Below are 22,553 nucleotides of genomic sequence, written 5' to 3'. Positions count from 1 at the left end.
AATAATCGATGAAATGCACGATTTAAAAATAGTAAAAAATGTAAATTGTTGAAAACTAATAATTTACGTGAAAATGAATTTTAACTTATTTATGTAAAAATAGAGGTGAATGAAGGTTTTTAGTGTTTTATGGTACTTAAAATTGTCTATTTTTACATATGCCAAATACAGTTTTACTGCAAGTAAAAGACCTTTCAATCTCATTCTTTAATAACGAAAACGAGACCAAAATTATTCATAATATTTCCTATGATTTAAACACCAATGAAATCCTTGGTATTGTAGGTGAATCTGGTTCAGGGAAATCTGTATCATCATTGGCTATTTTAGGATTACTCCCTAAGGCTATATCAAAAATTACTAGCGGAGCTATTCATTTTAATAGTCAAGATTTAACTTCGCTTTCTGCAAAAGAGTTTCAAAATATTAGGGGAAATGATATTGCAATGATCTTCCAAGAGCCTATGAGTTCTTTAAACCCGTCAATGACCTGCGGAAATCAGGTTATTGAGATCATACTTCAGCATACCAACTTATCAAAAACTGAAGCTAAAGCAGAAACTATTGCGCTTTTTGAAAAAGTAAAATTGCCACTACCAGAACGTGTATATAAAGCCTATCCTCATGAAATTTCTGGAGGGCAAAAACAACGCGTCATGATTGCCATGGCTATTGCTTGTAAGCCAAAACTTTTAATTGCAGATGAACCTACAACCGCTTTAGATGTAACGGTCCAAAAAGATATTATTGAGCTTTTAAAGCAGTTACAAGCCGAAAAAAACATGAGCATCATATTTATTTCTCATGATTTAGCTCTTGTTTCTGAAATAGCAGATCGCATTTTGGTCATGTATCAAGGTGCTATTGTTGAACAAGGAAACGTATCTGATATTTTTAATAAACCTCAGCACACCTATACTAAAGCATTATTAAGTTCGAAGCCTTCATTAGAAATTCGTTTAAAACGCTTGCCAACCATAAAAGATTTTATGGAGGGTAATTCTATAACAGAGACAATAAGTATGGCTCAACGTAAAACGGCTCACGAAGCATTATACAATAAACCAGCATTACTAGAGGTTAAAAACCTTGAAAAGGAATACCTATCAAAATCTGGTTGGTTTGGGAAAGCTGAATCGTTTAAGGCTGTAAACCAAGTAAGTTTCGAACTTTATGAAGGCGAAACATTAGGTTTGGTTGGCGAGTCTGGCTGTGGTAAATCAACTTTAGCAAATGCTATTCTTTTATTAGATAAATCGACAGCTGGACAAATTTTATATCATGGTATTGATATTACCAAACTCAATACAACTGAAGTAAGAAAACTAAGAAAAGATATTCAAATTATATTTCAAGATCCTTATGCTTCGCTAAATCCAAGAATTCCAGTTGGTAAAGCCATTATGGAACCTATGAAAGTACATGGTATAGGATCATCTGATTCTGATAGAAAAGAAAAAGTATTGAATTTACTACTAAAAGTGGGTCTTGACGATAGTTATTTTAATCGCTATCCACATGAGTTTTCTGGAGGTCAACGTCAAAGAATTGGAATTGCTAGAGCCATTGCTTTAGAACCAAAGTTAATTATTTGTGACGAATCGGTTTCTGCTTTGGATATATCGGTTCAAGCACAAGTATTAAATTTATTAAATGACCTTAAAGATAATTTTGGGTTTACTTACATATTTATCTCTCACGATTTAGCTGTGGTGAAATATATGTCTGATCAACTTTTAGTAATGAATAATGGAAAAGTAGAAGAAATGGACGATGCAGATATTATATATGAAAACCCTAAAAAAGAATACACTAAAAAACTTATTCATGCTATCCCTAAAGGATTATAGCATGAATATTTTTTTAGTTAGGTTTAAGATATTTTTGAGCAATCTTAATGTGTTTCTGAAATTAATTTTCAGCTTATTTTCAGAAACTGTAGGTTTAAGTAGATTTGGGGCAAAAAAGTTCATAGGTTAAAATTTATGATAGATTTGGGGCAAATCATAAAGTTAAGTTTATGGTAAATTTGGTTAATATTTGTTTCGATTTGGTTTTGTAAATATGTAACATGTTTTTAATTAATCAGACAAAACACGTAATTAATCGATGAAATGCATTAAATTTTAACATTTACTATATGATTTGACGTTTTTTCTTACAATATAACATGTATTAGAGCTCTCGGATTAGTTTACAAAACATAAAAAAACCACTAAAAAAGTGGTTTATTAATATCTCTACTTAGTTGAAATAGTCTCAAATCTGCATTTCAGGAATATCTCCTTCAATAATTAGAGTCCCTTGAGTAGCATTTTTAATATCCTCAACTGAAACACCAGGAGCGCGCTCTAAAAGTTTAAAGCCATTGTCTGTAATTTCAATTACAGCGAGGTTTGTTACAATTTTCTTAACGCAGCCAACTCCAGTTAACGGTAAAGAACATTCCGCTAACAATTTAGATTGTCCAGCACGATTAGTATGCATCATGGCCACAATTATATTTTCAGCACTTGCTACTAAATCCATTGCTCCTCCCATACCTTTAACCATTTTACCTGGAATTTTCCAGTTAGCAATATCTCCATTCTCAGAAACTTCCATGGCACCTAATATTGTTAGGTCTACGTGCTTTCCTCTTATCATAGAAAAACTTGTAGCTGAATCAAAGAAACTTGCTCCAGGTAATGTTGTAATAGTTTGTTTTCCTGCGTTAATAATATCTGCATCCTCTTCTCCTTCAAAAGGAAAAGGTCCCATTCCTAAAACACCATTTTCACTTTGAAACTCAACTTCAATGTCGTCCCTTACATAATTAGCAACTAAAGTTGGGATACCTATCCCAAGGTTCACATAATAACCATCTTGAACTTCTTTTGCGATTCGCTTTGCGATTCCGTTTTTATCCAACATATTAATCTCTTTGTCTTACAGTTCTTTGTTCAATTCTTTTTTCAAAACGCTCACCTTTAAAAATGCGCTGTACAAAAATACCTGGTATATGAATTTGATTTGGATCTAATTCACCAACTGGCACCAATTCTTCAACTTCAGCTACTGTTATTTTAGCTGCGCCACACATATTAGGATTAAAATTACGAGCTGTTCCTTTAAAAACTAAGTTTCCAGCTGCATCACCTTTCCAGGCTTTTACAAATCCAAAATCAGCATCAAACGCATGTTCTAATACATACATTTTTCCATCAAATTCTCTGGTTTCCTTTCCTTCAGCCACTTCAGTTCCGTAACCAGCAGGTGTGTAAAACGCTGGGAAACCTGCTTGTGCAGCTCTACAACGTTCAGCTAAAGTCCCTTGTGGAATCAATTCCACATCTAATTCACCTGAAAGCATTTGTCTTTCAAATTCATCATTCTCACCAACGTAAGATGACGTCATTTTATCTATTTGCTTACCTTGTAATAATAAGCCTAATCCAAAATCGTCTACACCTGCATTATTAGATATACATTTAAGACCTTTAACTCCTTTTTGCACTAGTTCTGCAATAGCATTTTCTGGTATTCCCGATAAGCCAAAACCACCAAACATAAAGGTCATATTGTCTTTTACGCCTTCTAAAGCTTCAGAAACATTAGCTACTTTTTTATTGATCATTACTATTAAATTTTGATACCGAAAAATACGAAATAAAAAAGCCATTCTACAATGAATGGCTTTGGATTTTTACTTAAAAAACAGTCTAACTATTAAAAATCTAGAACATCTTTTAATTCATCAGCTGTGTCTTTTTCATTAGAATCATCATCACCTAATTTACTACAATCTACTTCGATTGAAAGGTTTTGAGGTCTCTCAAACTCCCCTTTTGATACATTTAACTCAGAATCTTCATAACATGCTTTCATATACAGCGCCCAAATTGGAAGCGCCATAGCAGCGCCTTGTCCATAAGTCAGAGTTTTAAAGTGTGTAGCCCTATCTTCTGCACCTACCCAAACACCAGTCACTAAATTTGGAACAATTCCCATAAACCAACCATCACTTTGATTTTGTGTAGTTCCTGTTTTACCAGCTATTGGGTTTGTAAAACCATATGGATATCCTGTTATTATTTCTTTGTAGACACCTTGATCTGCTCCCCAAGTTCTGCGCAATCTAGCTCCCGAACCTGATTCGGTAACACCTTGCATCAAGTTAACTGTAGTATAAGCCACTTCGTCACTCAATACATCACGACTTTCAGGAGTAAACTGATATAGAATAGTTCCATTTTTATCTTCAATACGAGTTACCATTACAGGTTTGTTATAGACCCCTTTATTGGCAAACGTTGAGTATGCTGCCACCATTTCATAAACACTTAAATCTGGAGTACCTAATGCAATTGCTGGAACGGGCAAAATATCTTGCTCTATACCCAACCTTTTTGCCATATCAATAACTGGTTGCGGACCAACCTTATCCATTAATCGTGCAGTAATGGTATTAACCGAATTTGCTAGTGCATCTTTTAGTGTTAAAAATCCATCATAACGACCATCAGAGTTTTTAGTTGTCCAAGGTTCTGGGTTTCCGTATTTATCTGCTTCTATAGTTATTTGTTGTCTTGGCAAGGTATCACAAGGCGATAAATGCAATTGATCTATAGCAGTAGCATAAACAAATGGTTTAAAAGTAGAACCTACTTGTCGCTTTCCTTGTTTAACATGATCGTACTGAAAATGTCTATAATTCATTCCTCCAACCCAAGCTTTAACATGTCCAGTTTGCGGATCCATTGACATCATACCTGGATGTAAAAACGATTTATAATATCGCATAGAATCGATAGGTTTCAGAATGGTATCAATCTCTGACGCTTTACCATCTTTCCAGGCAAATACAGACATTTGTGTTGGCTTATCAAATGAAGCCTCAATCTCTTTTTCAGTCTTCCCTTTATTTTTTAAAACTCTCCAACGCTCAGAACGTCTCATCGAAGTCTTCATTAATCCTCTTATTTCACTTTCTTCTAGGTCTAAAAAAGGCGCTGTTTTATTTCTATCTGGTGAATTCTGGTGGTCAAATTCAGCTTGTAATCTTGGCATGTGTCTTTGAACGGCTTTCTCAGCATACTTCTGCATTCTTGAATCTATTGTCGTGTAGATTTTTAGTCCGTCATTATACAAGTTATAGCTTTCTCCATCTGGTTTTGGATTATTTTTAATCCAATCTTTCATAAAGCGGTCGAGATATGCTCTAAAGTATGTCGCAATTCCTTCTCTATGAGATTCTGGAGAATAATTTAAATCTAATTCTGTTTTTTGAAGTGAATCTTTTTGAGCTGTCGTGATATACTCATACTTTTCCATTTGGCTAAATACTACATCTCTTCTGTTTTTAGTGCCTTCAGGATTACGATGCGATCTTGGATTATACAACGAAGAATTCTTAAACATACCAACCAACATTGCCGCTTCTTTTATATCTAACTCTTTTGGTTCCTTTCCAAAATATATACGAGCAGCACTTCTAATTCCATCTGCATTATTTCCAAAATCGTAGATATTGAAATACATGGCAATAATTTCTTCTTTAGTGTATTGACGTTCTAGTCGAATAGCAATAACCCATTCTCTAACTTTTTGAAATACACGTTGTATTTTATTTGAAGAGACTTGTTTAGTAAATAATTGTTTTGCCAATTGTTGCGAAATGGTACTAGCTCCTCCGCCTTTTCCAAACTTGGAAACTGCTCTTAGTGTTCCTCTAGCATCAATTCCTGAGTGCTCGTAATATCTTATATCTTCAGTCGCGACTAAAGCGTCTACCAAATGTTTTGGCAATTCACTATAATCAACAGGAGTACGATTATCATTAAGATAAAACTTACCTAAGGTTTTATCATCAGAAGAAATGATTTCAGTTGCTAAATGAGTTTTAGGATTCTCTAGAATAGTATGATCTGGCATTTCTCCTAAAAAACCCCAAGATGCCAACAAAAACATAAGTATGAATAACAAAACGCCACCTGTAAATGTCATCCAAAACCAACGTATGTATTTAGAAAAATCAACGATTGTAGTCGATGCTGATTTCTTTTTTACTGTCTTTTTTGCCATAATCAATTTGTATTATCTCGCTCAATTCTAAAACCAACATCAGTAATGCCTTCAAGATTAAGAACGCCATTTACTTCACCATTTTTGCGCATAGCATGTTGCACTTTAATTTGGTAATCTCCAGATTCATTAAAAACAAAAGGTTGATCATAACCTTTATACCAGAGTTTATTTTCTTTTAAATCAGTGAACCCTGTGCCTAGAAATGTGCCATCTGGCGCAGACATTCTATACTCTAATGTATCTTTTAATGTTTTACCATTGGGATAATTTAATTCTACTACCAAGTAAAGATTACTGTACTTATAGTTGCTAGTATTTCTCAAATTTACAAACAAATTGTAATTGTTAATTGTATCTGGTGGTGTAACCTTAAAAGAGATAACTGAATCTTTATGCCATTGATCTGGTATGGACTTATATTCGTCATAAATGCGATTAGAATCGCATGAGACAGCAATTAAGAACATTAAAAAAACAATGCAATACTTACTTTTTGGCATTATTCTGAGGCTTTTGACGACGTCTTTGTTTCCCTTTATTATTTTTACGTTTGTTTTTATGTTTTGGACTATCGAAACGTGTTAAACTATCTTGACCAACAACGTTTTCAAACTCGGTTTTAGTATCTTCAATAAGCTCAGCAGCATATTCTTCTAAGCTTGCCACTTTTTGTTTCGCCTTGTTTTTATCAATAATTTCTTTGACCTGATCTGTAGTAAGAACATGCCAATTCATCCATTCACCTTCATAAGCATACCAAAGGTGTCCTTTAAAAATATCCGTTTTTTGACAAACTGCTGTTCCTTTTTCTGTATATAATTTGGTGTCATTTTTCGGAAATGCTTTTAAAGCATCTAAATAAGCATCCAGCTCATAATTTAAACAGCATTTAAGTTTACCGCATTGACCAGCAAGTTTTAAAGGGTTTAGAGAAAGTTGCTGATATCTAGCTGCAGATGTACTAACAGATCTAAAATCTGTTAACCAAGTAGAACAACATAATTCTCTACCACAAGAACCTATACCTCCAAGACGAGCAGCTTCCTGACGGAAACCAACTTGTTTCATCTCAATACGCGTTCTAAATTCGCGAGCAAAAAGCTTAATAAGTTCTCTAAAATCTACACGCTCTTCAGCTGTGTAATAAAATGTAGCTTTACTGGCATCACCTTGATATTCAATATCAGAAATTTTCATTTTAAGCTGCAAATCAATAGCAAATTGACGTGCTTTCACCTTCATTGGCTCTTCTTTATCTCTGGCTCCTGACCAAATATCAATATCTTTTTGAGACGCTTTTCTATAGATTTTCATGACATTTTCTTCATCATTAATATCTATTTTTTTGCGCTTCATTTGCACTCTTACCAATTCTCCTGTAAGAGTAACCATCCCAATATCATGTCCAGATTGTGCTTGTGTAGCCACTATATCACCAATACTTAAAGTAAGACTTTCGGTGTTTTTGTAGTATAGTTTTCGTCCATTTTTAAAACGCACCTCAATACCGACAAAGGCTTCTTCTCCTTGAGGTAACGACATATTAGCCAACCAATCAAAAACAGTAAGTTTATTGCAGCTATCTGTGCCACAAGTCCCATTGCTTTTGCATCCTTTTGGTTGTCCATCCTTTCCAGTTGAGCAACTGTTACAACTCATAAATTTTATATATAAATTCTGAAAGGATCTCTTTCAGAAGACGATTCATAGTTCTTTTGAAATGTAAAGATAAGATTATTTATTGAGTATGATAATTGAATAAACCTAACACCATTACATCATGTAAATGTTGTATATCTAATTGATTTTTAGTAATTTAAAGAAATAATTTGATGGAATGTTTTTATTATGCTCACAATCATAATTCTTTTCGATGATAACATATAAACTTAAAACTATAAATTATGAATTCAAAAATTACACTTTACATTTTTGCGCTTTTTTTTATCGGACATATTATGGCGCAGACTCTAGATTAAAAAGTCGATAGTGAATTAACGTCACCCGCCACTTTTGGAGAAAAAATTGTAACTCAACCAATTAATGTTATTAGAATTAATCAGGTTAGTTTTAATCAAGCTTTAAATTTCTCAAATGGAATGTGTTTCGTTAGGCTTGAAAGCGATTCAAACGAAGTCAAAACAATTAAGTTAATTAAAGAATAAAAGAATAAGGCTCCATTTTATAATGGAGCCTTATTTTATTTTTTTAAGACTTCAAAAATATTTCTTAAGTCTTTTTTAAAAGGTAGGTGATCTGCTCTTCCTTTTTTGAAAATGTCGTTGCTATTGCCTTGGCCTTTTCGTAATTCCTTTTGCTCTTCAAATGGCAATCTACTAATTTCCTTACAGCTTGTAGAACAACAGTTTTCCATTTGTTCCTTACAATCATCACATTGAATAAATAACAAATGACAAGCTTCATTAGCACAATTTGTATGCATATCTGCAGGCTTGCCACATTGATGACAATTAGATATTACATCATCAGAAATGCGTTCAGAGCGACGTTCATCAAATACAAAGTTTTTTCCTAAAAATTTATTTTCTAAATCATTGGCTTCAACTTGTCTCACATAATTGATAATACCTCCTTCTAGCTGGAATACATTTTTAAACCCTTTGTGTTTGTAGTAAGCACTCGCCTTTTCGCAACGAATTCCTCCTGTACAATACATGACTAGGTTTTTATCTTCTTTGTGTTCTCTAAGATCTTCTTCAATAAGATCTAAAGATTCTCTAAACGTATCCACATCTGGAGTTACTGCATTTTTAAAATGACCAATCTCGCTTTCATAATGATTACGCATGTCAACCAAAACGGTATTTGGATCTTCAATTAAATAATTGAATGTCTCTGCATTTACATGAACACCTTTATTTGTAACATCAAAGGTATTGTCATTTAAACCGTCTGCAACAATCTTATGACGTACTTTAACTTTTAACTTTAAAAAAGCAAAATTATCATGCTCAATGGCAATGTTTAATCTTACATTTTCTAAAAAAGAAATTGTGTCTAAATGGTTTTTAAAGGGTTGGAAACTTTCTGCTGGAACAGAGAGTTGGGCATTAATACCTTCATTAGCAACATATATTCTACCCAAAACGTCAAAATCGTTCCAAGCTATAAACATGTGGTTTCTAAAAATTTCGGTATTGCCAATTTTGGCGTACTTGTAGAAAGAGATAGTTAAGCGATCTTTTCCCGCTTTCTCTATTAGTTCTGCTCTTTCATTAGCACTTAAGTTATTGTACAGTTGCATGCTATACTAATTTTAGGTGTTAAAAAAATATGAATTGCAAAGGTACAAAAACCATTGTTTAACAATATCCAAAAAAACAAAAAAGCACTTATGGATTTTCCAAAGTGCTTTTTTTAGACTTACTCGTTATTAATATTTTTAATTTAATCTTAAAAATATTTTGCGAGTTAGCCGCCATCGGCTTTACAGTTACTGTTAACTTGAACAGCTCCTGAAAGACCTAATGCGTTGTTAAAAATAATTTTTCTAAAAAATCTCATCCTAATTAAAAGAATTAAATTTAAGTGGATAAGTCATGTAACTGACCATTTTCATAGCAAGATTTCCCAATCTCAATTAGTAGATGCAAAATGTTTAAAAAGGTTGCGTCAGAAGATTGAAAATAATTAAAAGTTGTTGTAATTTAGCAGACCTATCAAATAAAAACAGATTGAAATGAGTAGCGAAAAAGAAGCAAAATTAAAAGCATTAAAACTAACGTTAGACAAGCTAGACAAAGCCTACGGCAAAGGTACAGTGATGAAAATGAGCGACCAAGCAGTCGTTGATGTTGAGGCAATCTCTTCAGGTTCTTTAGGACTAGATATTGCATTGGGTGTTGGAGGTTATCCTCGAGGTAGAGTAATTGAAATATATGGACCAGAATCTTCAGGTAAAACAACATTAACACTTCATGCTATTGCCGAAGCCCAAAAAGCTGGAGGAATAGCGGCATTTATTGATGCAGAACATGCATTTGATAGAACATATGCTGAAAATTTAGGAATAGATATAGACAACCTTATTATTTCACAACCTGATAATGGTGAGCAAGCTCTTGAAATTACAGATAATTTAATTCGTTCTGGAGCAATTGATATTGTGGTTATAGATTCTGTTGCAGCACTTACTCCTAAAAGTGAGATTGAGGGCGAAATGGGAGACTCAAAAATGGGACTTCATGCACGTTTAATGTCTCAAGCTTTAAGAAAATTAACAGGTTCTATTAGTAAAACTAATTGTACAGTTATTTTTATTAACCAGTTAAGAGAAAAAATTGGTGTTATGTTTGGGAACCCAGAAACGACTACTGGAGGAAACGCCCTGAAATTTTACGCATCTGTAAGATTAGATATCAGACGATCTACTCAAATTAAAGAAACTGATGGTAATGTAGCCGGAAACAAAACAAGAGTTAAAGTTGTAAAAAACAAAGTAGCTCCACCTTTTAAAATGTGTGAATTTGATATCATGTATGGTGAAGGGATTTCTAAAGTAGGAGAAATTTTAGATTTAGCTGTAGAACATGAGATTGTCAAAAAGAGTGGCTCGTGGTTTAGCTATGGAGAAACTAAGCTAGGACAAGGTCGAGACGCCGTTAAAGCGTTAATAAAAGACAATCCAGAACTAATGGATGAACTTGAAGCGAAAGTGAGAGCGTTAATTAAAGGAGACGCTTAAAATAACCCAACAAGACAAAAAAATCCCTTATTCGGGATTTTTTTGGTTTTTAGACGCAACCTTTATACTCCTATTGCATCTATATAGTGATTGAGGCACGTGTTGCCTAAATATTTAATTATATGAAGAAATTATTTTTATTAAGTTTTTTAATTTGCTCGGTATTATCTTGTAGTGAAGAAGGTGATGATTCATCAGATTTTTACTATGAAACCTTACCTGTTGAAAATGTTTATATGCCTGCAGAGTTTCAGTTTGGAAGTACACATGAAATCATAGTGACATATTTAAGACCTTCTGGTTGTCACGTTTTTAATGATTTTTATTATCTAAGTGAACTAAACCAAAGAACTATTGCAATTATCACTTCTGTTTTTCCTGATGAAAATTGTGAAACTTTTGAATATGAAGAGGTAGAAGCTACTTTAAACTTCAGAGTAAACGATATTGACCCTTACGTGTTTAGATTTTGGCAAGGCGAAGATGAAAGCGGAAATGATATCTACTATGTTATTGAGGTTCCTGTAGTAGACTAATTAAATTTATATTAATTAATAACACCAACACGTTTGAGTTTAGAACAACTCATAGCACAATGTAAAAAAAATGATGCTCAGGCACAAAGTCAAATATATAAGCTCTTTGCGAGTAAACTGTTTTCGATTTGCTTGAAGTATTCACGTAATTATGCTGAAGCCGAAGATAATTTGCAAGACGCATATGTTACTATATTTAAAAAAATAGACCAGTTTAAAAGTAAAGGCTCTTTTGAAGGATGGTTAAAAAGAATAACAATTAACACAGCCTTGCAACGCTATAGAAGCGTTGGTGTTTTTGACATAATTAATGAAGACCAAATTGAAGATGTTTCAGTTGAAGTTGATGAAGACAACATTAATATAGACTTCTTATTGCAAATCATTCAAGAGCTACCAGATCGTTACAGATTGGTGTTTAATTTATATGCTTTGGATGATTATTCACATAAAGAAATCGCAAAAATGCTTGACATCTCGGTTGGCACATCAAAATCAAATCTTGCTCGAGCAAGGTTGATTTTAAAAAATAAAATAGAACAATACAAAGCGAGTAGTAATTCGCAAAGTTTATAATGAACGAAAAAAAGAATATAGATAAACTCTTTAAGGAGCAACTCAAAAACTTTGATGTTGCACCTAAAGATTATGTCTGGGAAAACATAGAGGAAAAACTCCATGAGGACAAACGTAAAAAACGTCGCGTTATTCCTATTTGGTGGAGAGTTGCTGGAATAGCAGCAGGTTTAGTCCTTTTGGTTACAATTACTAATCAGTTTTTTAACACCTCTGATACAGATGGTATTTCAAAAGATACTATTGTAAATGAATCTAAAACGAACAATAACTCCAATTCGCAAGACGAAAATAATACGTTAGATCAAAATGATCCGTCAAAGGTGATTTTGGAAAACGATACAGAGGAACAAATTGTTGACGCTAACTCTAAAACAATAGTTGAAGAAGGCCAATCTTCAGTAAACAAGAATAAAAGCAACGTAATCACTTCAGAGAACAAAGAGAATCCTTTAGTAGCTTCAGAAAGTACTAACAGAGATAAACTCAAAGAAAAAACTCAAAATAGTATTGCTACCAATACAAATGATTACGAAAAGTCTCAGAAAGACGAGAAAAACTCGAATAACAACCTTTTGACAAAAGATGCTGTAGCAAGTACTACAAAAACATCATCTAAAACCATTCAGAATACACAAAATACAATTAAAGATAAATCAGAAATAGATGTGCTTCTTAAGTCAACCAAAGAAGATACCAATGTTACTGTTGCTAATGTAGACACTAAGGATAAAGATTCAGTTACAAATACTTTATCTAAAACAAATAAGAGTACGCAAAACACAATTAAAGATAAGTCTGAAATTGACGCACTGCTTAAGTCAACTCAAACTGGCATAAAAGCAACAGTTGCTAAAACAGACATTAAAGATAAAGATGCTTTAGAAAAAGATAATAGCACCATAGAAGACACTCAAAATAAAGAAATAGAAAAAGAAGAAAAGGAAGAAGTTAATGCTATTGAAAATGCAATAGCTGAAGCCGAAAACACGGAAGAATTAGAAGAAGAGGAAGAGAAACTAAACAGGTGGAGCGTTTCACCAAGCGTAGCGCCTGTTTATTTCAGTTCGTTGGGTGAAGGTTCTTCCTTGGACAATCAATTTATTGAAAATACTAAAGAATCTGAAATTAACATGAGTTATGGTATTAAAGGAAGTTATGCCTTAAACAAAAAACTCAAAATTAGAGCAGGTATCAATAAAGTCCAATTAGGTTATAAAACAAATGATGTTCTAATTTTTGAAAACACAAATCCTGTTGCTCGTGGAAATCGTCAAATTGCAAATGTAAACTTAGTGGATAGCATGAGTCAACATTCAATTTACAGTGCAAGGAACTTTAAATTTGAAAATGCACCTGCTACCTTATTCACACAAGAACTAGGTTCATTAGACCAACAACTTAGTTTTATTGAAGTCCCAGTTGAACTTGAATACAATTTAGTAGAAAGTAAATTAGGGTTAAACCTTATAGGAGGATTTAGTGCGCTAATTTTAAGTGATAATGATGTGTATGCTGTTTTAAACAATGGTGACCGTTCACGCTTAGGAGAAGCTTCAAATGTTAAAGATTTGAGTTATACAGCAAATATTGGAATCGGTGTTGACTATAATTTTTCAAAACAGTTTCAATTTAATCTTGAACCCACATTCAAGTATCAAATAAATACGTTCAATAATACATCTGGTGATTTTAAACCATTTTTTATAGGTGTATATACTGGACTTAGTTTTAAGTTTTAGGTTTTTTTAGTTGGTTAGATAGTTATTGTGTTGATTAGCAATAACAACTTAAAAGCTACTCTGTGCCAAGAGTAGCTTTTTGGTTTTTATTAAATTCTAATAATTGGTTTAAAATTAGAGTTTGTGCTTCTACGTTTAACTTCCTTGTGTCTTCAACAGCCAATCCTTCTGTAGTGATGAACTTATGAATTTTAGCTCTCATAAGGCCTGGACTTCCGCTGAAAAAAGTATATGAAAATCGTTTTTTATTATCTCCGAAAGTAATAGGTACAATAGGAATATGATGATTTATAGCCATTCTGAATGCTCCATCTTTAAAATTATCTATAATAATCTGCTCGTCTGGCACTCCTCCTTCCGGAAAAATACAGATGCTCATTCCTTGTTTTAGTCGTCGTTGTGCTCTCAGAAAAACAGCTTGTCTACTTTTAAGACTACTTCTATCGACCAAAATACTTGTGCGTTTATAGAAAAAACCAAACAATGGGATTTTAGCCAACTCCTTTTTACCTACAAAAACAAACGGATTTTTTACAGTAACCAACATGAGCATAATATCTGCCATCGAGGTATGATTAGCAACAAACATATAGCTTTTTGTAGCTTCAGGAATTTGTTCTCTTTCAATTTTTACATTAAAACCCATGCCAATCAAAATAAAACGTGCCCAGAAACGAGCAATCTTGAAAAAGAATGGATACCAAGATTCTTTAAGAATAGAAATAACAAGTATTGGGAATAGAAAAATAATCGGAAGTGCTACTAAAATGTAGAACCAGATTCGATATAAAACCCAAAAGATGTACTTAAATAGCTTCATGTGGCTCAAAACTACTCAATTTAATTCAACAATTCTACTAAAAAAAGTACCTTTGCTGACGATATAAGTTGAAATAGTAATTAAATATATTTCCGTTTTCGCGGAAAGTAATTATGGCAAGAATACTTACAGGTATACAAAGTACAGGAACACCACATTTAGGTAATATTTTAGGCGCAATAATGCCAGCAATAGATATGGCAAACGATGAAAAAAATGAATCGTTTTTATTTATTGCAGATATGCATTCACTAACACAAATAAAAGATGCTGAAACACTTCGTCAAAACACCTACTCTACCGCAGCCACATGGTTAGCATTTGGATTAGATGTTCATGAAACTGTATTTTACAGACAAAGTGATATTCCTCAAGTTGCCGAATTATCTTGGTATTTAAGTTGTTTCTTTCCTTACCAACGATTAACTCTTGCACATAGTTTTAAAGACAAAGCAGATCGATTAGAAGATGTAAATGCTGGACTATTTTCATATCCTATGTTGATGGCTGCAGATATATTATTGTATGATTCTGAAATTATTCCAGTTGGAAAAGATCAGTTACAACACATAGAAATGACACGTGATGTTGCTGCCCGTTTTCATGCTAAAATGGGAGAAACATTTGTATTACCAGAAGGAAAAGTTCAAGAAGATACCATGTTGATTCCCGGAACTGATGGTGCTAAAATGAGTAAAAGTAAAGGTAATATCATCAATATCTTTTTACCAGAAAAAAAACTACGAAAGCAAATCATGTCTATCGAAACAGATAGCACGCCTTTAGAAGACCCAAAAGATTGGAAGACTTGTAACTGCTTTGCTATTTATAAATTATTGGCTTTAGAAACTGAAATTGAAACTATGAAATCTAACTACGAAAATGGTGGTTATGGTTATGGTCACGCAAAACAAGCATTGTATGAATCAATACTTTCAACATTTGCCAAACAACGTGAACGTTATGATCATTATATGGCTAATCTTAATGAAGTTGATGATGCCTTAGCTATTGGAGCTGAAAAAGCAAGAACTGTTGCTAATGATGTGCTTAAACGTGTAAGAGCAAAAACAGGCTATTAGGATGAAAAAACTAATCTGGTTTACTGTTTTAAATACCGCTGCAATGGTATTATTGATTGCTTCAAGAATTGGTTCTGAAAAGGACAGAATTGACTGGGTTCTTATTGCTATTGCCTTTATACTTATAATAGTTAATTTGGTTCACTTTTTTGTTGAACGCGACAAATTAAACAAGCTCAAATAGTTTTCCTGGAAGTGGTCGTGTCACGCCTTTTAACTCCATAGTTAATAAAACACTTGCCACTTTAAAAATTGGCATTTGACACTCTAAAGCAATACTATCTAGAAGTTGCTTCTCATTATCTTTTAAATAATTATAGATTACTTTTTCTTCGGAAGTGAGCTCAACAAATAATTGTTTCTGAATAACTGGTTGTTTAGTATCTAGCTCCCAATTTAAAATATAAGGAATATCCAAAGGATTCGATAAGACATGAGCTAGTTGAAATTTGATTAGATTATTACAACCAAGACTTTGACTATCAGTGACACGTCCAGGAACTGCAAATACATCTCTATTGTATGAGTTTGCTATATCTGCAGTGACTAAGCTTCCTCCTTTTTCGGCAGATTCTATAACTATAGTCGCTTGGCTCATTCCTGCGATAATGCGGTTCCGCTTTAAAAAATTGTTTCTATCAAAAGTGTCTGAACTCCAAAAATCAGTTAGAAATCCGCCATGTTTTTCGACCTCAGCGATATACTTCTTATGTGTTTTTGGGTAAATTTGATTTAATCCATGCGCCAAACAACCTATGGTTTGTAAGTTATGTTTCATTGCTGCCCTTTGTGCAGTAATGTCTGTTCCATAAGCGAAACCAGACACAACTATTGGGTTAAAAGGCGCTAATTGTTCAATTAACTTTTTGCAAAATGCAATGCCATAAGTTGTGATTTTCCGTGTACCAACAATACTTATTATGCGCTGTTGTCTTAGATTCACGTTTCCTGTTTGAAACAATAATATTGGTGCGTCTATGCAATGTTTTAGTTTTTCTGGATAAATATCTTCCGTAAAATACAAGCAAGAGATCTTATTTTCTTTAATAAACTGTAGTTCGCATTCTGCAGCTTTAATATGCTCAGAATTATATAAACCTTTTATAGTATTCATTCCAATACCATCAATTTTAACGAGATGATGTCGTTTTTCTTTCAATACAGCTTCCGCAGAACCACAAAAATTGATCAACTTTTTTGCTGTAACATCTCCAATCTTTGGAACATGCTGCAATGCTAAAACAAAAATAATATCGTCATCTGTCATTTAATATAGATTATTTTCTATGAAAATAACAAAAATTCCCTTGTTAATAAATACTTAAGTGGATGTTTTATTCGCGCGTAAATTTTTTTAACTTTGTTTCTATGCAACTAGAGACTTACATCAGCGATTTACTATATAGATACGATTGTGTTACTGTACCTGCGTTTGGTGCATTTTTAACGCATCGTGTATCGGCAAAAATTCACGAAACTACTCATGCCTTTTATCCTCCAAAAAAAGCCTTGTCTTTTAACGAGCAATTACAAAACAATGATGGTTTATTAGCAAATTATATAGCTGATGTTGAGAAGTTACCTTATGAAGTTGCAGTTGAAAAAATAGCGAAGCATGTCAAATCAATTAAATCCTATTTAGTTGAAGGCGAAACGATTGCGTTTGAAAATATTGGAGAGTTGATCTTGAATAAAGAAGGAAAAATTAACTTTGAACCTTCACTTCATATCAATTACTTAACAGATGCATTTGGATTATCTCAATTGACGTCTGTAGATATTACTCGCGAAGTTTATAAAGAAGAAGCAGAGGCTATCGAAAAAGTGATTCCGCTTACTATTACTCCAGAAAAACGCAAATCTCGTCCGTACTTAAAATATGCTGCAATTGCATTAATTGCACTGACAGTTGGAGGTTTTGCAGCTTCTAATTATTATGTAAATGGAATTGAGAACCATAATCAATTAGCTCAAGAAGAAGCTAATCAGCGATTAGATGTTAAAGTACAAGAAGCTACTTTTATTATAGATAACCCATTACCTGCTGCTACACTTTCAGTAGAAAAACAACAAACAGGTAATTACCATATTGTTGCTGGTGCTTTTAGAGTAGAAGCTAATTCTGACAAAAAAGTTGATCAACTTAGAGCTCAAGGTTATAAGGCTAGAAAAATTGGAGCCAATAAATACGGACTTCACCAAGTCGTATATGCTAGTTATTCTGATAGAATAGAAGCTTTACAAGCGTTACGTCAAGTAAAACGTGAGCACAATAGAGAAGCTTGGTTATTGGTTAAAGCTTTAGATTAAAAAAAAAACAATAAAACTAAAAAGCGCTTTTTAGTTTTATTGTTTTATTAGTGTATAAGAACCATAAGGAACTCTAGGCTCTTTTGGAGCATTATCATAAGGAGACACATAACTACCAGCAGACACTAATTGAATTTCAATTGATTCAACTCCCTTATCATCTACATAACGTACTGCTAATTTATTATGTAAGTATTTTCTTTCCGGATCGCTAAAAAATAATAATACTCGCCTTTCGGCCATATCACAGTCATCACATATAATGGTTTGCATCTTTTTTAAAAGCTGATTTCCATCTAAATAATGTTGTGCATTATTAACTAATGAACTATTTAATCTAGAAAGTGAATTAAATACTTCAACTCCATTTTCTATATATTGGTATTCGCCAATTAACATATCTTCATACCATTCACCATTATAATTCTGTTCAACTTTCTGGAGCTAAATTACAAGGGTTGTGTTTCCATCATTGTAAACCCATGTTCCAACAAATTTATTAAGCTCGTTATTTAAATCTTTAAAATAAGCGCCTTCTACTGTATCTTGATAATATGTATCTAAAGAAACCACAGGTGTTTGAGCTTTACACGCAAACACTGTCACTATTAAACTTAAAAAAATTATATTTCGTTTCATTATATTTAGCTTACCGTAAACATATGGCAGTTTGTCAAGTTTTAAAAATAACAAATAGTAAAGTCTATATCTTGTTGAGTGAACATTAGTTTTAAATGAGGCTAAAATTTTTATAGTCTTAATTTATTAAATCGCTTAGCTAAGATTGAAAATCATCTTACCTTTGCATGAAATTAAAAAGTTGATGGAACCAAAAACAGCATTTCAGACTAAAACCATAATGACCGATTTGGTCTTACCTAGTGAAACCAATCCAATAAACAATCTCTTTGGAGGTGAGCTTTTAGCAAGAATGGATCGTGCTGCTAGTATTGCTGCTAGACGTCATAGTAGACGAATTGTAGTTACAGCTTCTGTAAACCATGTTGCGTTTAACAGATCTATTCCCTTAGGAAGTGTGGTGACTGTTGAAGCCAAAGTATCTCGTGCATTTACTAGTTCTATGGAAGTGTACATGGATGTTTGGATAGAAGACAGAGAATCTGGTGAATGCATTAAGGCTAATGAAGCTATTTACACCTTTGTTGCTGTTGACGAAACAGGACGTCCAGTAAAAGTCCCTCAGCTTATTGCAGAAACTGCTTTAGAGAAAGAACGTTTCGAAGGTGCTTTACGTCGTAAACAATTAAGTTTGGTTCTTGCTGGTAAAATGAAACCAAGTGACGCTACAGAGTTAAAAGCCTTATTTGAGTAATAAGGTTACATCTTAAACAACCAACTTGCTGGATTTTGTGTTTTAGAATCTTTATAAACACCAAAACCTAACATAGTTTCACCATTAGAGCGATTAGTAAACACTTCTCCTATTTCCTGTTTTGTAGTGACTTTATCGCCTTTTTTGACGTAAATTTTTGACATATTTTTATACACAGTAATATAATTACCATGACGTATCATCACTACAGGATTGGCATTTGGAATCACTAAAATTTGAGATACTTCACCATCAAAAACAGCTCTTACTTTAGTGCCTTTTTGAGTCGCTATTTTAACACCTTGACTATTTATAGTAACTGTCCTGTCAATTGCTGAAGGTTGCTTGCCGTACTTTACCTTTACAACGCCTTTTTCAACTGGCCAAGGTAATTTCCCTTTATTGGATTCAAAGTTTCTAGCGAGTGCTTTAGATTCAGGAGTTAACACAAACTTACTTGTAGACGTTGTTGTTTTTCCCGCTTTCTTATTTGAAGCTGCAATTGCTTCACGAATTAAGCGATCAATTTCTCGATCAATTCTATTTATTTCCTGCTGTTTTTTCTTAGCTTGAGAAGCATATGTATTTAGGTTCTTTCGAATTGAAACCATCAACTCCTCTTGCTCCTTGAGTTCAATCTCCAATTGCTTCTTTACTTCTCTATTCTCTAAAACCAATTTATCCTTGTCCTTTTTTTGACGTAATAAATCGGTATTAAGCTCTTGAAGTTTAAGCGTCTTTGTTTTTATAAGATCACCTTGTTCCTTTTGATAGCTAGCATATTGCTTTATATACTGCAACCGTTTATACGCTTGTTTAAAATTATCTGAAGACAACAAAAACATGACTCGACTTTGTTCAGACTTGCTCTTATATGACTTAACAACCATAGCAGCATAACTATCTTTTAATTCTTTTAGCTGGTCTCTTAAACTGGTAATCTCATTTTGATTTGCATTAATTTCACGCGTCAAGAGATTCGCTTGATCGTTTGTTACTTTAATCAAATTACGCCTTACTCTCACTTTGTAACTCAAATCTTCAACTAATGACACTAAGGATTTTTCTTTTTTCTTATCTGAAAACAAGAGTGCATTAATCTGCTTTAGTTCGTTTTGATACTTTTGACGTTTCGCTTCAAGTTCCTTCTGCTTACCGCTTTGAGCATTAGCTAAAGGAATGCTTAAAAACAAGCATAACAATAAAATGATGTAGGTTGGTTTATTGCGCATCGTCTAATATAATTTCTTTAAATCCTGAAGGTATTTTAAATGGAAAGCGAATCTCTTCATTAAGAGATACAGATTTATACTCCATAGCAATGATGACTTCATCATTATCTTCAACTGCAATAATTTTAATGTCTTTTGGCAAAATCTCCTTGTCTACATCTTGGTAAGCTAGATAATCTACTTGCAGGAATCGTTTCTTTAATGGTTGTAGCAATTGCTGTGAGTCCATTTTAAAATGAGAAGGATTTAATAATAGAAAAAGTTCTAATAAAACTGTTTGTTCTTTAGGTTGCAAAATGTAAGACTTGCTCGTAGAGTCTACAATATACTTTCCGTCTTTTAAATTGAAAAGAGACTCGCCTAACAACAAACTTTGAACCTTCTTAAAATTAAGTTCGACTCCTAATAAATTACTAAGTAATGTATAATCACCTTTAAAGTATTGGTTATTTATTTTATCATAAAAACTCACCTCATCAGGTGTAATCATTGCTCTTGCTAAACCCAAAGTTGCGCTAATCCAAATGGTTTTGTCCTTTTCCATTCTGAGAGTTACTGTATAACCTTGTTCTTGTAAGTCTTGAGTGTAATCAATCTTAACTCTTGCCTGTAGTGTTTTAAATTTAGAATCTTGTCTTGTGTTTTCCTTTATCAATTGTTTGGCAGAAAGGCTACTATTAATTTCTCCAGAACTAGCAACTGTTCTTGCTGACTTGCATGATGCTGCAAGACAAATTAAAAGAACGACAATACTGAGTTTAAAGGTTTTCATAACATTATTGCTGTTTAGACAATGCTTCTGCCTTTTTAGCAAACGCTTCAGATTTGGTAATATTATTATTTTGCTTGTGCGCCATACTTAATTGGGTATAAAAATCGGAAAGCATTTTGGGATCATCAACTACAAAATCAGTTCCCATTTCTAGACTCTCAATGGCTTTTTCGGGTTGATTCAATTTGTTGTTTGCAACACCATTAACTAAATATAAAATAGGTTGCGCTGGATACAATTCTAATGTTTCTGCACTTAATTTTGCAGCTTCTGCATCCTTGCTTAAATCCAATTGTAACAAAAGCACATCTTTAATGGTATTAAAATCATTGGGGTCTTCTTCTAAAATCTCTTCAAAATATCCTAACGCTTTTTCTTTATCATTAACCTTAAGGTGATATTGTGCTAATTCTTTTAATGTTTTAGCGCTTTTATTATCATCAATTAAAGCTGTTATTTCGACAAGTTGAGGTTCGTATTCAGGATTTTTAGATACAAAATTTACGAAATCGCTTAACACTTTAGCCTTGGCTTCAGGTTTTATATTTGGACTCGTTAACACAGTCTTCATCGAGCTAATAGCTGCTTCTGTATTATTACCGTCTAAATAGAATTTGTATAGCGCTAAATGAACTAATTGTGATTCTGGATTTGATTCTAGCAAATCTTTGGCAGTATCAAATGCTTTTTCAATATCACCTGTTTCACTATATCTATAAATAAGTCTAAGATAATTTGCTTCATCTTCAGGATTACTTTTAACACGATCTTCAAGGTTTTCAATGCGATCATCATCATTGCCTGTCAAATCATAAATTTGATTCCGTAAAAAATCTCTGTCTTGATTATATCCAAATTCTTCATCAAGTTCATCAAGAATTTGAAGTGCGCTTTTATACTTTTTGGCTTCAATGTAAAGACTCGCTAAATCCTGTTTGTAGTCTGGATGAAATTTCACCAGTTGCTTAACCGTTTTTAATGCTTTATCTATGTCATTTTGCTGCATATAGACATCATAAAGTTCATCTAAGAACCATTCATTCTCTGGAGATTTTGAAATGGCTTCTTTAAGTGCGTCTTCAGCAGCACCAAAATTTTTAAGAGCTTTATAATTTTTTCCTAACTCAAAAAACAGTGTAGGATCTGCATCATCAATTTTAATACATTTTAGTAACGCATCAACCGAGCGTTGGTAATTTTCAATTCCTTTTTGTTTTAAGGCCTCGAAAAAGTGCTCTTGGTAAGCATCTTCATAATTTCCTAAATCATCATCTGGTCGTTTATTAAAATCGACTTGAGCATATGTGTTCCCGGAAAACAAAAAGATTCCAAGGACAATAAGCAAGATGTGATATTTAGTCTTCATATAGTAGGTGCTT

General features: G+C 33.1%; 20 protein-coding genes and 1 pseudogene. 9 read left to right on the top strand and 12 right to left on the bottom strand.

Annotated elements, in window-relative coordinates; all coding sequences use genetic code 11:
• The first annotated feature begins 158 nt into the window (after positions 1-158).
• Positions 159-1,850, top strand: a complete 1,692-nt coding sequence (locus tag RH81_RS08280) for an ABC transporter ATP-binding protein (RefSeq protein WP_033959664.1) — start codon at positions 159-161, stop codon at positions 1,848-1,850.
• Between the two features lie 409 nt (positions 1,851-2,259).
• Here the strand turns inward: RH81_RS08280 and RH81_RS08275 are convergent, their stop codons facing one another.
• The 6 genes from RH81_RS08275 to trhO form a co-directional block, all read right to left on the bottom strand.
• Positions 2,260-2,913, bottom strand: a complete 654-nt coding sequence (locus tag RH81_RS08275) for a CoA transferase subunit B (RefSeq protein ID WP_033959663.1) — start codon at positions 2,911-2,913, stop codon at positions 2,260-2,262.
• 1 nt (position 2,914) lies between these two features.
• On the bottom strand, positions 2,915-3,616 hold the full coding sequence (locus RH81_RS08270; RefSeq protein ID WP_033960264.1) for a CoA transferase subunit A: 702 nt from the start codon (positions 3,614-3,616) through the stop codon (positions 2,915-2,917).
• A gap of 92 nt (positions 3,617-3,708) precedes the next feature.
• The gene (locus RH81_RS08265) at positions 3,709-6,063 is read right to left on the bottom strand and encodes a penicillin-binding protein 1A (RefSeq protein ID WP_033959662.1); all 2,355 of its coding nucleotides are present in this window, start codon (positions 6,061-6,063) and stop codon (positions 3,709-3,711) included.
• A gap of 2 nt (positions 6,064-6,065) precedes the next feature.
• Positions 6,066-6,566, bottom strand: a complete 501-nt coding sequence (locus RH81_RS08260; RefSeq protein ID WP_033959660.1) for a gliding motility lipoprotein GldH — start codon at positions 6,564-6,566, stop codon at positions 6,066-6,068.
• Positions 6,553-7,725, bottom strand: a complete 1,173-nt coding sequence (locus RH81_RS08255; protein ID WP_033959659.1) for a PSP1 domain-containing protein — start codon at positions 7,723-7,725, stop codon at positions 6,553-6,555. The genes RH81_RS08260 and RH81_RS08255 overlap by 14 nt, the downstream gene beginning before the upstream one ends.
• A 541-nt stretch (positions 7,726-8,266) precedes the next feature.
• The gene (trhO, locus tag RH81_RS08250; RefSeq protein WP_033959658.1) at positions 8,267-9,331 is read right to left on the bottom strand and encodes an oxygen-dependent tRNA uridine(34) hydroxylase TrhO; all 1,065 of its coding nucleotides are present in this window, start codon (positions 9,329-9,331) and stop codon (positions 8,267-8,269) included.
• Positions 9,332-9,766: 435 nt separating this feature from the next.
• On the opposite strand from trhO, the gene recA reads away from it, so the two are divergent.
• From recA to RH81_RS08230, 4 genes are all read left to right on the top strand, one after another.
• Positions 9,767-10,771: a recombinase RecA gene (gene recA / locus RH81_RS08245; RefSeq protein WP_033959657.1), complete on the top strand. Its 1,005-nt coding sequence runs from the start codon at positions 9,767-9,769 to the stop codon at positions 10,769-10,771.
• A 122-nt stretch (positions 10,772-10,893) separates the two neighbouring features.
• Entirely contained in the window at positions 10,894-11,307 is a 414-nt protein-coding gene (locus RH81_RS08240; protein WP_033959656.1) for a hypothetical protein, read from the top strand.
• Positions 11,308-11,340: 33 nt separating this feature from the next.
• On the top strand, positions 11,341-11,883 hold the full coding sequence (locus RH81_RS08235) for an RNA polymerase sigma factor (RefSeq protein ID WP_033959654.1): 543 nt from the start codon (positions 11,341-11,343) through the stop codon (positions 11,881-11,883).
• Complete coding sequence (locus tag RH81_RS08230; protein ID WP_033959653.1) at positions 11,883-13,625, top strand: hypothetical protein; 1,743 nt, start codon at positions 11,883-11,885, stop codon at positions 13,623-13,625. The genes RH81_RS08235 and RH81_RS08230 overlap by 1 nt, the downstream gene beginning before the upstream one ends.
• A gap of 55 nt (positions 13,626-13,680) precedes the next feature.
• Here the strand turns inward: RH81_RS08230 and RH81_RS08225 are convergent, their stop codons facing one another.
• Positions 13,681-14,445: a lysophospholipid acyltransferase family protein gene (locus RH81_RS08225; RefSeq protein ID WP_033959651.1), complete on the bottom strand. Its 765-nt coding sequence runs from the start codon at positions 14,443-14,445 to the stop codon at positions 13,681-13,683.
• Positions 14,446-14,558: 113 nt separating this feature from the next.
• Here RH81_RS08225 and trpS point away from each other — a divergent pair, with 113 nt between their 5' ends.
• Together trpS and RH81_RS08215 are read left to right on the top strand one after the other, a co-directional pair.
• Positions 14,559-15,527: a tryptophan--tRNA ligase gene (trpS, locus tag RH81_RS08220; protein WP_033959648.1), complete on the top strand. Its 969-nt coding sequence runs from the start codon at positions 14,559-14,561 to the stop codon at positions 15,525-15,527.
• 1 nt (position 15,528) lies between these two features.
• Positions 15,529-15,711, top strand: a complete 183-nt coding sequence (locus RH81_RS08215; protein ID WP_033959646.1) for a hypothetical protein — start codon at positions 15,529-15,531, stop codon at positions 15,709-15,711.
• Here RH81_RS08215 and dprA read toward each other — a convergent pair.
• Positions 15,694-16,794, bottom strand: a complete 1,101-nt coding sequence (gene dprA / locus RH81_RS08210) for a DNA-processing protein DprA (protein ID WP_033959645.1) — start codon at positions 16,792-16,794, stop codon at positions 15,694-15,696. The two genes, RH81_RS08215 and dprA, sit on opposite strands and share 18 nt — an antisense overlap.
• Positions 16,795-16,895: 101 nt before the next feature.
• Here dprA and RH81_RS08205 point away from each other — a divergent pair, with 101 nt between their 5' ends.
• Positions 16,896-17,837: an HU domain-containing protein gene (locus tag RH81_RS08205; protein ID WP_033959644.1), complete on the top strand. Its 942-nt coding sequence runs from the start codon at positions 16,896-16,898 to the stop codon at positions 17,835-17,837.
• A gap of 36 nt (positions 17,838-17,873) precedes the next feature.
• Here the strand turns inward: RH81_RS08205 and RH81_RS17320 are convergent.
• A pseudogene (locus tag RH81_RS17320) lies at positions 17,874-18,476 on the bottom strand (DUF6705 family protein).
• Between the two features lie 184 nt (positions 18,477-18,660).
• On the opposite strand from RH81_RS17320, the gene RH81_RS08190 reads away from it, so the two are divergent.
• A complete protein-coding gene (locus tag RH81_RS08190) occupies positions 18,661-19,170 on the top strand; it encodes an acyl-CoA thioesterase (RefSeq protein ID WP_033959640.1) in 510 nt (169 codons plus the stop codon).
• A 5-nt stretch (positions 19,171-19,175) separates the two neighbouring features.
• Here the strand turns inward: RH81_RS08190 and RH81_RS08185 are convergent, their stop codons facing one another.
• The 3 genes from RH81_RS08185 to RH81_RS08175 are packed head-to-tail and all read right to left on the bottom strand — an operon-like array spanning position 19,176 to position 22,540.
• Positions 19,176-20,402, bottom strand: coding sequence for a murein hydrolase activator EnvC family protein (locus RH81_RS08185; protein WP_033959639.1), 1,227 nt, complete (start codon positions 20,400-20,402; stop codon positions 19,176-19,178).
• A complete protein-coding gene (gene lolB1 / locus RH81_RS08180; RefSeq protein ID WP_033959638.1) occupies positions 20,392-21,174 on the bottom strand; it encodes a lipoprotein insertase outer membrane protein LolB1 in 783 nt (260 codons plus the stop codon). Before lolB1 ends, RH81_RS08185 begins: the two co-directional genes overlap by 11 nt.
• Before the next feature lie 4 nt (positions 21,175-21,178).
• Positions 21,179-22,540, bottom strand: coding sequence for a tetratricopeptide repeat protein (locus RH81_RS08175; protein ID WP_033959633.1), 1,362 nt, complete (start codon positions 22,538-22,540; stop codon positions 21,179-21,181).
• Positions 22,541-22,553: the final 13 nt, after the last annotated feature.

The organism is Psychroserpens jangbogonensis (assembly GCF_000797465.1).
Taxonomy (GTDB): Bacteria; Bacteroidota; Bacteroidia; order Flavobacteriales; family Flavobacteriaceae; genus Psychroserpens; species Psychroserpens jangbogonensis.
This window is presented reverse-complemented; position numbering and strand designations above follow the sequence as displayed.

Excerpts from the sequence above, each read along its gene's own strand:
- RH81_RS08280 (WP_033959664.1), top strand. The coding sequence starts at position 159 with ATGCCAAATACAGTTTTACTGCAAGTAAAAGACCTTTCAATCTCATTC.
- RH81_RS08275 (WP_033959663.1), bottom strand. The coding sequence starts at position 2,913 with ATGTTGGATAAAAACGGAATCGCAAAGCGAATCGCAAAAGAAGTTCAA.
- RH81_RS08270 (WP_033960264.1), bottom strand. The coding sequence starts at position 3,616 with ATGATCAATAAAAAAGTAGCTAATGTTTCTGAAGCTTTAGAAGGCGTA.
- RH81_RS08265 (WP_033959662.1), bottom strand. The coding sequence starts at position 6,063 with ATGGCAAAAAAGACAGTAAAAAAGAAATCAGCATCGACTACAATCGTT.
- RH81_RS08260 (WP_033959660.1), bottom strand. The coding sequence starts at position 6,566 with ATGCCAAAAAGTAAGTATTGCATTGTTTTTTTAATGTTCTTAATTGCT.
- RH81_RS08255 (WP_033959659.1), bottom strand. The coding sequence starts at position 7,725 with ATGAGTTGTAACAGTTGCTCAACTGGAAAGGATGGACAACCAAAAGGA.
- trhO (WP_033959658.1), bottom strand. The coding sequence starts at position 9,331 with ATGCAACTGTACAATAACTTAAGTGCTAATGAAAGAGCAGAACTAATA.
- recA (WP_033959657.1), top strand. The coding sequence starts at position 9,767 with ATGAGTAGCGAAAAAGAAGCAAAATTAAAAGCATTAAAACTAACGTTA.
- RH81_RS08240 (WP_033959656.1), top strand. The coding sequence starts at position 10,894 with ATGAAGAAATTATTTTTATTAAGTTTTTTAATTTGCTCGGTATTATCT.
- RH81_RS08230 (WP_033959653.1), top strand. The coding sequence starts at position 11,883 with ATGAACGAAAAAAAGAATATAGATAAACTCTTTAAGGAGCAACTCAAA.
- RH81_RS08225 (WP_033959651.1), bottom strand. The coding sequence starts at position 14,445 with ATGAAGCTATTTAAGTACATCTTTTGGGTTTTATATCGAATCTGGTTC.
- trpS (WP_033959648.1), top strand. The coding sequence starts at position 14,559 with ATGGCAAGAATACTTACAGGTATACAAAGTACAGGAACACCACATTTA.
- RH81_RS08215 (WP_033959646.1), top strand. The coding sequence starts at position 15,529 with ATGAAAAAACTAATCTGGTTTACTGTTTTAAATACCGCTGCAATGGTA.
- dprA (WP_033959645.1), bottom strand. The coding sequence starts at position 16,794 with ATGACAGATGACGATATTATTTTTGTTTTAGCATTGCAGCATGTTCCA.
- RH81_RS08205 (WP_033959644.1), top strand. The coding sequence starts at position 16,896 with ATGCAACTAGAGACTTACATCAGCGATTTACTATATAGATACGATTGT.
- RH81_RS08190 (WP_033959640.1), top strand. The coding sequence starts at position 18,661 with ATGGAACCAAAAACAGCATTTCAGACTAAAACCATAATGACCGATTTG.
- RH81_RS08185 (WP_033959639.1), bottom strand. The coding sequence starts at position 20,402 with ATGCGCAATAAACCAACCTACATCATTTTATTGTTATGCTTGTTTTTA.
- lolB1 (WP_033959638.1), bottom strand. The coding sequence starts at position 21,174 with ATGAAAACCTTTAAACTCAGTATTGTCGTTCTTTTAATTTGTCTTGCA.
- RH81_RS08175 (WP_033959633.1), bottom strand. The coding sequence starts at position 22,540 with ATGAAGACTAAATATCACATCTTGCTTATTGTCCTTGGAATCTTTTTG.